Genomic DNA, 12888 nt, shown 5'->3' with positions numbered 1-12888 from the left:
CCAGTCAGGATGCCCGAGCCGGCACCGACTGCGGCACCCTCTTGCGCGCCGTCGCGATCGCGTCCGCTGCGCGCACGAGCGCGAGGTGCGAGAGCGCCTGCGGGGTGTTGCCCATGTGCCGGTCGTGCTCGACGTCGAATTCTTCCGAGAGCAGGCCGACGTCGTTCGCGAGCCCGACCAGCCGATCCATGAGGGCTTCGGCGTCGGCGAGTCGGCCGCCGTGGGCGAGGTTCTCGACGAGCCAGAACGCGCAGGCGAGGAACGGATGCTCGTCGCCGGGCAGCCCGTCGACCCCCGACTCGGTGCGATAGCGCAGGGGCAGCCCGCCGCGCAGCAGCGTGCGCTCGATGCGGTCGACCGTGGCGAGCATCCGCGGGTCGTCGTAGGCGACGAAGCCGATGTGCGCCAGCTGCAGCAGCGAGGCGTCGACCTCGTCGGTCTCGTAGTGCTGCCGGAACCAGCCGCCCTCGGCGACCCCGTGCTGCTCGATCTCGACGCGCAGCCGATCGCGGATGCTCGCCCAGTGCTCGGCGTCGCCCGAGAGCCCGTGCTCGCGCACCGCGTGCACGCCGCGGTCGAACGCCGCCCACAACATCGCCCGCGAGTGCACGAAGGTGCGGTGCGGTCCGCGGATCTCCCAGATGCCGTTGTCGCGCCGATCCAGGTGCCGCTCGGCATAGCGCAGCAGCTCGGTCTGCAGCGCCCACGAGACGTCGTCCTCCTCGACGCCGAGCCCCCGCGCCTGGTCGAGCGCGATCATGACCTCGCCGAAGATGTCGCCCTGGAACTGCGTGAACGCCCCGTTGCCGACGCGCACCGGGCTCGAGCCGCGATAGCCGGGCAGCGAGTCGAGCTCCACCTCGGTGAGGCGGCGCTCGCCCGCGAGGCCGTACATGATCTGCAGGTCGTCGAAGTCGCCGGCGATGGCCCGCAGCAGCCAGTCGCGCCAGTCGGCGGCCTCCTCGCCGTAGCCGTGCAGCATGAGCGATTCGAGCGTGAGCGCGGCATCCCGCAGCCAGACGTAGCGGTAGTCCCAGTTGCGGCTGCCGCCGAGGTCCTCCGGCAGGCTCGTCGTGGGGGCGGCGACGATGCCGCCGGTGTCCTCGTGCGTGAGGGCGCGCAGCACCAGCAGCGAGCGCCGCACGTGCGCGTCGTAGGCCCCCGCGGTGGCGCACGGCCTCGCCCAGTCGCGCCACCAGCGGCGCGTGCGGTCCAGCTGCTCGTCGACCTCGAGCGGCGGCGGTGTCGCGCGGTGCGACGGGAACCAGGTCAGCACCGTGTCGACGACCTCGCCCTCGCGCACGACCGTCTCGGCGCGGTGCGCGTGGTCGACGGGCCGGAAGCGCGGCCCGCGCACGACGATCGCGTCGGGGCCGGCGATCGCCACGAGCGAGGGATGCTCCTCCGTCCCCGTCTGCCGCACCCACGGCATCGCGCTCGCGTAGTCGAAGCGGATCCGCAGCTGCTGCTCGACGCGCACCTCGCCGCGCACGCCGCGCACGCGCCGCACGAGGTCGGCCCGGCGGTCGCGCAGCGGCATGAGATCGGTCACCTCGATCTCGCCCGTCGGCGTGCGCCACCGCGTGACGAGCACGAAGGTGTCCTCCTCGTAGCGGCGCTCGACGCACTCCGCCTCGCCGACCGGTCGCAGCAGCCACTGGCCGTGCCCCTCGTCGCCGAGCAGGGCGCCGAACACCGACGGCGAGTCAAATCGCGGCAGGCACAGCCAGTCGATCGCGCCGGAGCGGCTGACGAGGGCGGCGGTGTGGAGGTCGCCGATGAGCGCGTAGTCCTCGATGGCGTCGGGCATGCTCCCAGCCAACCTGAGCTTCCTCCGAGCTTCGTGCACATCCGGCCGGTCGCACCCGTCGCCCGCCTAGCGTGGGGGGATGCCCACCGACCGCACGATCATCGTCCTCGGCGCGACGGGCGACCTCGCCGAGCGCCTCCTGCTGCCCGGCCTCGCGAGCCTCGTCGGGCTCGGCCGCGCTCCGCGGCTCCAGCTCATCGGGGCGGGCGGCTCCGACTGGAGCGACGACGACTGGCGCGACCTGCTGGGCCGCACGATGGCCGAGCGGGCGGGCGAGGCGCTGCCGAGCATCCTCGAGCGGGCCCGATATGTGCGCACCGACGCGACCGACGCGGATGCCCTGCGCGCCCTGCTCGCCGCCGCGACCGCCCCGCCGCTGCTGTACCTGGCCCTGCCGCCCTCGGTCGCGCTCGACACCGTCGCCGCGCTCGCCGCCGTTGAGCTGCCCGACGGCACGCAGCTCGCGCTCGAGAAGCCGTTCGGCGTCGACGCCGCGAGCGCCGCGGCCCTCAACGAGCGCCTCGCCGCCCTGCTGCCGCAGGAACGCGTGTTCCGCATCGACCACTTCCTCGGCATGTCGACGGTCGCGAACCTCATCGGTCTGCGCGCCGCGAACCGTGTCATCGAGTCGGTCTGGAACCGCGACAGCGTCGAGCGGCTCGAGATCGTCTTCGACGAGTCGCTCGCCCTCGAGGGGCGCGCCGGCTACTACGACGGGGCGGGCGCGCTCGTCGACATGATCCAGAGCCACCTGCTGCTCGTGCTCGCCCTCGCCACCATGGAGCTGCCGTCGAGCCTCGACCCCGCTGACCTGCACGGCGCGATGCTGCAGGCCCTGCGCGCGACCCGCGTGCGCGGCGACGACCCGCTCGTCTCGAGCCGGCGGGCGCGCTACACCGCCGGCGAGGTCGAGGGCCGACGCGTGCCCGACTACGCCGACGAGGAGGGCGTCGACGCGGCCCGCGGCACCGAGACCCTCGCCGAGCTCGTGGTCGACGTCGCCACGCCGCGCTGGGCCGACGTGCCGATCGTGCTGCGCAGCGGCAAGGCTCTCGGCGCGACGGCGGCCCACGTGCGCGCCGTGCTGCGCGAGCCCGCCCACCTGCCGCGCGGCATCTCGGCGGCGCCGGGCGCGCCGGCGATCACGATCGACCTCGCGCCGGAGCGCCTCGCGATCGACCTCGACATCACCGGCGAGGGCGACCCCTCGGTGCTCTCGCGCGTTGCGCTGACCGCGGCCTTCGCGGCGGGTGCGCTCGAGCCCTACGGCGAGGTGCTCGGCGACGTGCTCGCGGGCGATGCGACCTTCACAGTCGCGGGCGAGGTCGCCGAGGAGTGCTGGCGCATCGTCGAGCCGGTGCTCGAGGCGTGGCGCGCCGATCGGGTGCCGCTGCAGTCGTACCCCGCCGGCTCGCAGGGCCCGGAGGGCTGGGCGCCGCTACCGTAGCCGCATGACGACCGCTCTCATCACGGGCGCGACCGCCGGCATCGGCGCCGAGTTCGCCCGCCAGCTCGCCGCGCGCGGCACCGACCTCGTGCTCGTCGCCCGCGACGCCGACCGCCTCCAGCGCACGGCCGACTTCCTGCGCGGCGAGCACGGCGTCGAGGTCGAGACGATCGAGGCCGACCTGGTCACCGAGCCGGGCGTCGCCGCGGTCGAGGCCCGCCTGCGCGACGACGCGCATCCTGTCGATCTGCTCGTCAACAACGCCGGACACGGCCTCGTGACCGACTTCGCCGCGTCGTCGCTCGACGACGAGGTGCGCCACCTCGACCTGCACGTCGGCGTGCCGCTGCGGCTCACGCACACCGCGATGCAGGGGATGCTCGCTCGCCGTCGCGGCCGCATCGTGCTGATTTCGAGCGTCGCGGCCTTCACCCCTCGCGGCAGCTACGGCGCCGCCAAGGCGTGGGGCGTCTCGTTCGCACGGTGGGCGAACCTGCGGTACCGACGCCGCGGTGTGAGCGTCACGGCGGTCGCGCCGGGCTTCACCCGCACCGAGTTCCACGAGCGCATGGGCGTGAGCACCGACGGCATCCCCGCGTTCCTCTGGCTCGACGTGCGCGACCTCGTGCGGCTCGCGCTGCGCGACATCGACCGGGGCCGCTCGGTGTCGATCCCGACCCTGCGGTACAAGGTCGTCGCGGGCCTCGCGCGCATCCTGCCGGCGCGCGTTGCGGCGGCGGGCAGTCTCGCGCCGAACGACTGAGGGCCGGCTAGACCCCGACGGGCTGCGGCGCGTCGGCTTCCGCGGCGAGCTGCGCCTTCCAGGCCACGAGCCGGCGCACGGTCTCGCTGTCGTCCTCCGCGAGGCGCTCCATGGCGTCGGCGGGCACGAAGTAGTTGATGGCGACCCAGCCGCGCACCGTCTCGTCCGGGTCGCTCGCGAGCTCGCGCAGGATGTCGCACGGCGTGTGCTCGTTGCGCGCGACGCACGCGCGCACGCTCGCGACGGCGTCCTTCGCGAGGGTCGCGTACACCTCGACGGGGGCGTGGTACGACAGCGCCGCGCTCTCGCGGATCTTCGGGTTGGGGTCGCTCGCGAGCCGACGGATGCGCGCGATCTTCGACTCCGTCACGCTCGGCGAGAGGAACTGCGCCACCGGGTCCGGTGAGCTCGTCATGACGGGGGCGCTCTCGGCGAGCTGCCGGCGCTGCGCGGGGGTGTTGAAGCGGATGCACGACATGCGCGGCAGACTAACCCCGGCCCCGAGCATCCGCCGCATCTGACGCACCGTGCGTCATTACACTGTCAGCGTGACCGAAGCGGATGCGCGGCCCGAGGCGATCCGCCCGCAGGTCAGCACGCGTGTGCTGACCGTGCCGAACGCCCTGAGCGCCCTGCGGCTCGCGCTTGTGCCGGTGTTCCTTGTGCTCGTGCTCACGGGGCAGGATGTCGCGGCCCTGCTCGTGATCGTCTTCTCGAGCGTCTCCGATTACGTCGACGGCATCATCGCCCGCCGTTTCGGGCAGATCACGCGGCTCGGGCAGCTGCTCGACCCCGCTGCCGACCGCCTGTTCATCTTCGCCGCGGTGTTCGCCCTCGCCGTGCGCGAGGTCGTGCCGTGGTGGCTCGTGGCGGTCATCGTCGGCCGCGACGTCATGCTCGTCGTGCTCGGGGTGGTGCTCGCGCAGCACCGCTACGGGCCGCTGCCCGTGCATCACCTGGGCAAGTTCGCGACCTTCGCGCTGTTCTACGCGCTGCCGATCCTCGTGCTCGGGCAGGCCTTCCCCGACATCCGGGCGGTCTCCGACCCGATCGGCTGGGCCTTCGCGCTGTGGGGCGCGTTCCTCTATTGGTGGGCCGGTGCGCTCTACCTGCGACAGACCCTCGAACTGGTGGGGAATCGGCCGGAGGGCGGCTCCGCGGCATCGGATACGCTGAACTCCCTGAGGAGGTCCGACCATGGCTGAGCACCCGTCCGCCCACCCCGCCGAGGGCGAGGGGCAGACCGCTGCGCCCGCGTACAACTCGTCCGAGACGACCGTGCACTACGGTCCCGACTTCGTCGCGCAGCTCGCCGCGATGGAGGCCGGCGTCTCAGTCGAGGAGCAGGAGGCCATCGCCGCTCTGCCCTCCGGCTCCGCGCTCCTCATCGTCCGCCGTGGCCCGAACACGGGGGCCCGCTTCCTGCTCGACGCCGACGTCACGATCGCTGGTCGTCACCCTGACGCCGACATCTTCCTCGACGACGTGACGGTCTCGCGCAAGCACGCGGAGTTCCGCCGCGAGGGCACGAGCTTCACCGTCCGCGACCTCGGCTCGCTCAACGGCCTCTTCTTCAACGGTGAGCGCGCCGACGGCCCCATGGCCCTCGTCGACGGCTCCGAGGTGCAGGTCGGCAAGTTCCGCCTCACCTTCTACGCGTCGCGCGCCGACCGCCGCCCGGTCGCGTAGTGGCGTCGCGCTCCACCGCCGCCGAACGCCGCCCCGCAGCCTCGACGGCCTCGCTCCTGAGCATCGGGCAGGTGCTCGCCAAGCTCAGCCCCGAGTTCCCCGACCTCACGCCCTCCAAGCTGCGCTTCCTGGAGGAGCGTCAGCTGGTCTCCCCGTCGCGCACCGAGTCGGGCTACCGCAAGTTCTCGCCCGCCGACATCGACCGACTGCGCTTCGTGCTCACGATGCAGCGCGACCACTACCTCCCGCTCAAGGTCATCCGCGGCTACCTCGACGAGCTCGACGCCGGCCGCGCGCCGCAGCTGCCGCTCGGCGGCGCCGTGCCCGCGCCCTCGATGCTCGCCACCGAGCGCCGCTTCAGCCGCGACGAGCTCGTCCGCGAGGCGGGAGCGACGACGGCGCTCCTGGGCGACGCGGTCAGCGCATCCCTCATCGCCCCGGCCGACACGTACGGCGATGAGGCGCTGCAGGTGCTGAAGGCGCTCGTCGAGCTGCAGCGCTCGGGCATCGAGCCGCGGCACCTGCGCGGGTTCCGCGCAGCGGCCGAGCGCGAGCTGGGTCTCATCGAGAGCGCGCTCATCCCGGTCTCGCGTCGCAATGACCCCTCCTCCCGCGCGCGGGCGGCCGAACTGGCGCTCGAGATCGCCGGTCAGCTCGAGATCGTGCGATCGAGTCTGATCCGTTCGGCCCTCGGGCGGCTACAGTCGTAGCAGGGCCGACACGCCGCACCGGAGGTCGACGACGGCAGTCGTGAGGCTCGCTAGTCTGGGGGCGTGACCGAAAGTGTCACGTTAACGATGAAGGTTAGGTAGAGGCCATGAGCGACGTCAGCCGCGGCGAACGGTACGACCTCGGCCTGCTCTTTACCGACGGGCTGCCCGAGCTCGACGACCAGGCCGGCTACCGCGGCGCCGTCGCCGCTCGCGCCGCCGGCATCTCCTACCGCCAGCTCGACTACTGGGCGCGCACGCAGCTCGTCGAGCCCACCGTGCGCGGTGCGGCCGGCTCCGGCACGCAGCGCCTCTACGGCTTCCGTGACATCCTCGTGCTCAAGCTCGTCAAGCGACTGCTCGACACCGGCATCTCGCTCCAGCAGATCCGCACGGCCGTCAACCAGCTCCGGGAGGCCGGGGTCAACGACCTCGCCCAGACCACCCTCATGAGCGACGGCGCGAGCGTGTACCTGTGCACGTCCGACGACGAGGTCATCGACTTGGTCAGCCGCGGCCAGGGCGTCTTCGGCATCGCCGTCGGCAAGGTGCTGCGCGAGGTCGAGAGCTCGCTCGTCGACCTCGACTCCTCGGCTGCGGCCGACCCCGCCGACGAGCTCGCCGCTCGTCGCGCCACGCGCGCGAGCTAGCGCCCGACCCCAGCGGCGGCGCGGCGTCGAGACGTCGACGAGCGCGCGCTGGGCATCCGCCCGCTGGGCGCCGCGCGCCCGAGACCGACGCGTCGTCGGCTCAGCGGGCCTGCGCGTACTCGCCGAGCCGGCCCGTGCGCATGATGCGCTCCAGCAGCTGGTCGAAGTTGCGCGCCATCTCCTGCGCGCTCTCGCCCGGCCAGATGTGCAGGGGCTTCGCGGCGCCCTGCGCCTGCTGCAGCGAGGTGCGCTCGGGCAGCTGCGGGGCGAGCACGAGCGGGCCGAACATATCGCGCAGCTCCTTGATGCGGAACTGGTGCTCGAGGCTCTGCACGCGCGCGCGATTGACGATGATGCCGAGCGGCTGGAGGCGGGGGGAGAGACCGCGACGGATCTCCTCGATCGCGCGCAGCGCCCGATCAGCGGCCGCGACCGAGAACAGGCCGGGCTCGGTGACCACGACGACGCGGTCGCTCGCCGCCCATGCCGTGCGGGTCAGCGCGTTGAGCGAGGGCGCGCAGTCGATGAGCACGAGGTCGTAGTCGCTCTCGACGTGCGCGAGGGCCTCCTCGAGCTTCCAGATCTCGCGGATGCTCGGGTGCGGGCCGTCGTAGTTGATCGCACTGGGGCTGCCGATGAGCACGTCGACGGTGCCGGAGCGGCCGCGGGTCCACCCGGAGGGGGCGATCGCCTGCCGCACCGTCTTCTCCTTCGGGGAGGCGAGCACGTCGGCGACGTTGAGGCGGCCGGCCACCTGGATGTCCATCCCGGTCGAGGCGTCGGACTGCGGGTCGAGGTCGACGACGAGCGTTCGCAAGCCGCGGGAGAAGGCCGCGGATGCCAGCCCGAGCGTCACCGTGGTCTTCCCCACGCCTCCCTTGAGGGAGCTGATGCTCAGTACGTGCACGATCAACGACCCTACCTTCACTAGTCTTGAGGTGCGTCATCACGCGCCCACCACTCGGTATGCCACCACAGATCCGGAGCGGGGCTTCCGCCTTGCGCGCTCCCGGTCGCCTGAGAGGAATCGATGTTCCGCAAGATCCTTGTCGCCAACCGCGGAGAGATCGCGATCCGGGCCTTCCGGGCCGCGTACGAGCTGGGTGCGAAGACGGTCGCCGTCTTCCCCTACGAGGATCGCAACTCGATGCACCGCCTCAAGGCCGACGAGGCCTACCAGATCGGTGAGCCTGGCCACCCCGTGCGGGCCTACCTGGACGTCGCGGAGATCATCCGCGTGGCGAAGGAGAGCGGCGCCGACGCCATCTACCCCGGCTACGGCTTCCTCAGCGAGAACCCCGATCTCGCGCAGGCCGCGGCCGACGCCGGCATCGCGTTCATCGGCCCGCCCCGCGAGGTGCTCGAGATGGCGGGCAACAAGGTCACGGCGAAGGAGCGCGCGATCGCCGCGGGCGTGCCGGTGCTCAAGTCGAGCCCCGCGACGACCGACATCGAGGTGCTGCTGGCCGCGGCCGACGAGATCGGCTTCCCCGTCTTCGCGAAGGCCGTCGCCGGCGGCGGCGGCCGCGGCATGCGCCGGGTCGAGCGCCGGGAGGATCTGCGCGCCGCGCTCGAGGCGGCCATGCGCGAGGCCGACAGCGCCTTCGGCGACGCGACGATGTTCGTCGAGCAGGCCGTCGTGCGCCCCCGCCACATCGAGGTGCAGATCCTCGCCGACGCCACGGGCGAGACCGTGCACCTGTTCGAGCGCGACTGCTCGGTGCAGCGCCGGCACCAGAAGGTCGTCGAGATCGCGCCGGCGCCGAACCTCGACGAGAGCGTGCGGCAGGCGATGTACCGGGATGCGGTCGCCTTCGCCCGCTCGATCGGCTACGTCAACGCCGGCACGGTCGAGTTCCTGCTCGACACCGCGGGGGAGCGCGCGGGCGAGCACGTCTTCATCGAGATGAACCCGCGCATCCAGGTCGAGCACACCGTGACCGAGGAGGTCACCGACGTCGACCTCGTGCAGTCGCAGATGCGCATCGCCTACGGGCAGACGCTCGCCGAGCTCGGCCTGCAGCAGGAGCAGCTGCACCTGCGCGGCGCCGCCCTGCAGTGCCGCATCACCACGGAAGACCCGGCGAGCGGGTTCCGCCCCGACACCGGCAAGATCACGACCTACCGCTCGCCCGGCGGCGCCGGCGTGCGCCTGGACGGCGGCACGATCGCCTCCGGCGCGCAGATCTCGCCGCACTTCGACTCGATGCTCGCGAAGATGACCTGCCGCGGCCGCGACTTCGGCGCCGCCGTCGCGCGCGCCCGCCGCGGCCTGGCCGAGTTCCGCATCCGCGGCGTCACCACGAACATCCCCTTCCTGCAGGCCGTGCTCGACGACCCGCAGTTCCAGGCCGGCGACCTCAGCACCTCGTTCATCGACGAGCGCCCCGAGCTCGTGCGCGCCAACGTCTCGAAGGATCGCGGCACGAAGGTGCTCACCTGGCTCGCCGACGTGACGGTGAACCAGCCGCACGGCTCGGGCGCCGGCACGATCGACCCCGCGACGAAGCTGCCCGCGATCGACCTCGAGGCGCCCGCGCCCGCCGGCTCGCGGCAGCGACTGCTCGAGCTCGGTCCCGTCGGGTTCGCGAGCGCGCTGCGCGCCCAGACAGCCCTCGCGGTGACCGATTCGACCTTCCGGGATGCTCACCAGTCGCTGCTCGCCACCCGGGTCCGCACGCGCGACCTCGTGGAGGTCATGCCGCACGTGGCCCGCATGACGCCGCAGCTGCTCAGCGTCGAGGCCTGGGGTGGCGCGACCTACGACGTCGCGCTGCGCTTCCTCGGGGAGGACCCGTGGCAGCGCCTTGCCGCGATGCGCGAGGCCCTGCCGAACGTCGCCATCCAGATGCTTCTGCGCGGGCGCAACACGGTCGGCTACACGCCCTACCCGACGGAGGTCACCGACGCCTTCGTCGCCGAGGCCGCCGCGACGGGCATCGACATCTTCCGCATCTTCGACGCGCTCAACGACGTCAGCCAGATGCGCCCCGCGATCGATGCCGTGCTCGCCTCGGGCACGGCCGTCGCCGAGGTCGGGCTCTGCTACTCGGGCGACCTGCTCGACCCCGCGGAGGACCTCTACACGCTCGACTACTACCTGCGCCTGGCGGAGCAGGTCGTCGAGGCCGGGGCGCACATCATCGCCGTGAAGGACATGGCGGGTCTGCTGCGCGCCGGCGCGGCCGAGAAGCTCGTCGCGGCCCTCCGCGAGCGCTTCGACCTGCCGGTGCACCTGCACACGCACGACACCGCGGGCGGCCAGCTCGCGACGCTGCTCGCGGCGTCGCGCGCGGGCGTCGACGCCGTCGACGTGGCGAGCGCCCCCATGGCCGGCACGACCTCGCAGCCGCCGCTATCGGCGCTCGTCGCCGCGCTCGCGCACACCGAGCGCGACACCGGCCTGAGCCTCGCGGCCGTGAGCGACCTCGAGCCGTACTGGGAGGCCGTCCGCCGCGTCTACGCCCCCTTCGAGTCCGGCCTCTCCGGCCCGACCGGGCGGGTCTACCACCACGAGATCCCCGGCGGTCAGCTGTCGAACCTCCGCCAGCAGGCGATCGCGCTCGGGCTCGCCGACCGCTTCGAGCTCATCGAGGACTGGTACGCGCACGCCAACCGCATCCTCGGTCGCCCCACCAAGGTGACCCCCTCGTCGAAGGTCGTCGGCGACCTGGCCCTGCAGATGGCGGCCGCGGGCGCCGACCCGGCCGACTTCGAGGCGAACCCCGAGAAGTACGACATCCCCGACTCGGTGATCGGCTTCATGGCCGGTGAGCTCGGCGACCTCCCCGGCGGGTGGCCGGAGCCGTTCCGCTCCAAGGTGCTCGCGGGCCGCCAGGTGAAGATCGGCACGACGCCGCTCACCGACGAGCAGCGCGCCAAGCTCGCCGGCTCCACCGACGACCGCCGCCTCATGCTCAACCAGCTGCTCTTCCCGCAGCCGACGCAGCAGTTCCTGCAGGTGCGCGAGCAGTACGGCGACCTCTCGGTGCTCTCCACGCCCGACTACCTCTACGGACTCAAGCCCGGCGTCGAGCACGTCATCGAGATCGAGCGCGGCGTGAGCCTCTTCGTCGGCCTCGAGGCGATCGGTGAGCCCGACGAGAAGGGCATGCGCAGCGTCATGGCGACGCTCAATGGGCAGATGCGCCCCGTGACGATCCGCGACCGCGCGATCGCGGTCGACGCGGTGCAGGCCGAGAAGGCCGACCCCGCGCAGCCGGGGCAGATCGCCGCGCCGTTCATGGGCGTCGTGACGCTCCAGGTCGCCGAGGGCGACGTCGTCGAGGCGGGCGCCCCGGTGGCGACGATCGAGGCGATGAAGATGGAGGCCGCGATCACGTCGCCGGTCGGCGGCACCGTCCGCCGACTCGCTATCCCCGCGACGCAGCAGGTCGAGGCGGGTGATCTGCTGCTCGTCGTCGGCTGAGGCGCCTCGCTCGCGCCCGAGCCGATCGGGCGCGAGCGATAGACTGTGCCGTCCGAGTGTTCGACGAAGGGGACGTGCATGGTGTCCGACCGCGCGCAGAGCGAGAGTGCCGACGTCGTCGACGACCGCGCGCGCACGGTGGCCGAGGGTCTGGAGCCGCTCGGCAATGATGACCTCGTCGCGGCGCTGCCCGAGAGCCTGACGATCGACGTCGCCCTGCCGGCGCCCGTGCACGAGGCCCCGGAGGACGAGACCGCGGTCGCGCTCGTCGACACCGGCATCGACCCCAGCATCGTCGAGGTGCTCGAGACCGGCACCACGACCATCGCGCTCAGCGAGCCCGCAATCATCGCGGCGACGACGCCCGCGAGCCCGGCCGACACCGGCTCGATCGCCGTCGCCGACTACTCCCGCCGTGAGCGGATGGCGGGGGCGGATGTCGGGCCCGAGTCGGCCGCGATGCTCACCGCCGATCGCCTCATCGACCCGCGTCGCGGCCCTCGCTCGGCGCCCGAGGGCGCCTGGCCGCGCTTCGTGTACCGGGCCACGTTCCACCGGGTCAACCTCGGCGATTCGGCGCGCGTGCGCGCCCGCAAGGAGCTCGATGCCCGCATCGATGCCGTGCTCGAGGGCGGCGCCCGCTTCGTGCCCGTGCTGACCCGCAAGGGCGGCGTCGGCAAGACGACCATCACGACCCTGCTCGGCATGGCGCTCGCCTCCGTTCGCGAGGATCGCGTGATCGCCATCGACGCCAACCCCGACCGCGGCACGCTGTCGGAGCGCGTGACGAAGCAGACGCGCGCGACCGTGCGCGACCTCGTCAACAAGGCCGCGAGCATCCAGGGCTACACCGACTTCTCGAAGCTCGTCTCGCGCGACGCGACGCGACTGGACATCCTCGCCTCCGATACCGATCCGATGCTCTCGGAGGCCTTCGACGAGAACGACTACAACGTCGTCGCCGACCTCGCGGCGCGGTACTACTCGATCGTGCTCACCGACTGCGGCACGGGCATCGTGCACTCGGTCATGCGAGCCACCCTGCAGCGGGCCGACTCGATCGTCATCGTCTCCGGCGGCAGCGTCGACGAGGCCAGGCTCGCCTCCGAGACGCTCACCTGGCTCGAGGCGAACGGCTACGGCGACCTCGTGCGCAACGCGGTGGTCGCGATCAACACGGCGACGCAGGGCACGAACCTGGTCAAGCTCGAGGAGATCGAGGCGCACTTCGCCTCGCGCGTGCGCGCGATCGTGCGGATGCCCTACGACGAGCAGCTCGCCGCGGGCTCGGTCATCCACTGGAACGACCTGCGCCCGCTCACCCGCCAGTCGGCGCGCGAGCTCGCCGCGATCGTCATCGACGGCATGCCCGACCGCGCGGAGGCGTGAG

The 12888-nt window shown here is 72.5% G+C and carries 11 protein-coding genes; 8 read left to right on the top strand and 3 right to left on the bottom strand.

Going from position 1 to position 12888, the window contains the following annotated elements; translation table 11 throughout:
• Positions 1-4 precede the first annotated feature (4 nt).
• Positions 5-1849: a glycoside hydrolase family 15 protein gene (locus tag ID804_RS07525; protein ID WP_396790176.1), complete on the bottom strand. Its 1845-nt coding sequence runs from the start codon at positions 1847-1849 to the stop codon at positions 5-7.
• A gap of 40 nt (positions 1850-1889) precedes the next feature.
• Between ID804_RS07525 and ID804_RS07520 the strand changes: the two genes are divergently transcribed.
• Both ID804_RS07520 and ID804_RS07515 read left to right on the top strand, forming a co-directional pair.
• Complete coding sequence (locus ID804_RS07520) at positions 1890-3257, top strand: glucose-6-phosphate dehydrogenase (protein WP_169078582.1); 1368 nt, start codon at positions 1890-1892, stop codon at positions 3255-3257.
• Positions 3258-3261: 4 nt separating this feature from the next.
• The gene (locus ID804_RS07515) at positions 3262-4020 is read left to right on the top strand and encodes an SDR family NAD(P)-dependent oxidoreductase (RefSeq protein WP_169078580.1); all 759 of its coding nucleotides are present in this window, start codon (positions 3262-3264) and stop codon (positions 4018-4020) included.
• A gap of 7 nt (positions 4021-4027) precedes the next feature.
• On the opposite strand, the gene ID804_RS07510 is transcribed toward ID804_RS07515, so the two are convergent.
• A complete protein-coding gene (locus ID804_RS07510) occupies positions 4028-4498 on the bottom strand; it encodes a hypothetical protein (RefSeq protein WP_169078578.1) in 471 nt (156 codons plus the stop codon).
• A gap of 70 nt (positions 4499-4568) precedes the next feature.
• Here ID804_RS07510 and ID804_RS07505 point away from each other — a divergent pair, with 70 nt between their 5' ends.
• From ID804_RS07505 to ID804_RS07490, 4 genes are all read left to right on the top strand, one after another.
• Positions 4569-5225, top strand: a complete 657-nt coding sequence (locus tag ID804_RS07505; protein ID WP_317451216.1) for a CDP-alcohol phosphatidyltransferase family protein — start codon at positions 4569-4571, stop codon at positions 5223-5225.
• The gene (locus tag ID804_RS07500) at positions 5218-5709 is read left to right on the top strand and encodes an FHA domain-containing protein (RefSeq protein WP_169078576.1); all 492 of its coding nucleotides are present in this window, start codon (positions 5218-5220) and stop codon (positions 5707-5709) included. Before ID804_RS07505 ends, ID804_RS07500 begins: the two co-directional genes overlap by 8 nt.
• The gene (ftsR, locus tag ID804_RS07495) at positions 5709-6419 is read left to right on the top strand and encodes a transcriptional regulator FtsR (RefSeq protein ID WP_169078574.1); all 711 of its coding nucleotides are present in this window, start codon (positions 5709-5711) and stop codon (positions 6417-6419) included. Before ID804_RS07500 ends, ftsR begins: the two co-directional genes overlap by 1 nt.
• Positions 6420-6526: 107 nt before the next feature.
• Positions 6527-7069, top strand: a complete 543-nt coding sequence (locus ID804_RS07490; protein WP_169078572.1) for a MerR family transcriptional regulator — start codon at positions 6527-6529, stop codon at positions 7067-7069.
• Positions 7070-7169: 100 nt separating this feature from the next.
• Here ID804_RS07490 and ID804_RS07485 read toward each other — a convergent pair whose 3' ends face one another.
• A complete protein-coding gene (locus ID804_RS07485; RefSeq protein WP_169078570.1) occupies positions 7170-7976 on the bottom strand; it encodes a ParA family protein in 807 nt (268 codons plus the stop codon).
• A 123-nt stretch (positions 7977-8099) separates the two neighbouring features.
• On the opposite strand from ID804_RS07485, the gene ID804_RS07480 reads away from it, so the two are divergent.
• Both ID804_RS07480 and ID804_RS07475 read left to right on the top strand, forming a co-directional pair.
• Complete coding sequence (locus ID804_RS07480) at positions 8100-11498, top strand: pyruvate carboxylase (protein ID WP_169078568.1); 3399 nt, start codon at positions 8100-8102, stop codon at positions 11496-11498.
• Positions 11499-11576: 78 nt separating this feature from the next.
• Positions 11577-12887 (top strand): MinD/ParA family ATP-binding protein, encoded by a 1311-nt coding sequence (locus tag ID804_RS07475; RefSeq protein ID WP_169078566.1) that lies wholly within the window; start codon positions 11577-11579, stop codon positions 12885-12887.
• Position 12888: the final 1 nt, after the last annotated feature.

This window comes from Microcella alkalica (genome assembly GCF_014595885.1).
In the GTDB taxonomy this organism is placed as follows: domain Bacteria; phylum Actinomycetota; class Actinomycetes; order Actinomycetales; family Microbacteriaceae; genus Microcella; species Microcella alkaliphila_B.
Note: the sequence above shows the minus strand (reverse complement) of the source record. Positions and strands in the feature narration are given on the sequence as shown.

Bases quoted from the DNA above. Each gene is read 5' to 3' on its own strand.
- ID804_RS07510 (WP_169078578.1), bottom strand. From the start codon at position 4,498: ATGTCGTGCATCCGCTTCAACACCCCCGCGCAGCGCCGGCAGCTCGCC.
- ID804_RS07520 (WP_169078582.1), top strand. From the start codon at position 1,890: ATGCCCACCGACCGCACGATCATCGTCCTCGGCGCGACGGGCGACCTC.
- ID804_RS07480 (WP_169078568.1), top strand. From the start codon at position 8,100: ATGTTCCGCAAGATCCTTGTCGCCAACCGCGGAGAGATCGCGATCCGG.
- ID804_RS07490 (WP_169078572.1), top strand. From the start codon at position 6,527: ATGAGCGACGTCAGCCGCGGCGAACGGTACGACCTCGGCCTGCTCTTT.
- ID804_RS07515 (WP_169078580.1), top strand. From the start codon at position 3,262: ATGACGACCGCTCTCATCACGGGCGCGACCGCCGGCATCGGCGCCGAG.
- ID804_RS07475 (WP_169078566.1), top strand. From the start codon at position 11,577: ATGGTGTCCGACCGCGCGCAGAGCGAGAGTGCCGACGTCGTCGACGAC.
- ID804_RS07500 (WP_169078576.1), top strand. From the start codon at position 5,218: ATGGCTGAGCACCCGTCCGCCCACCCCGCCGAGGGCGAGGGGCAGACC.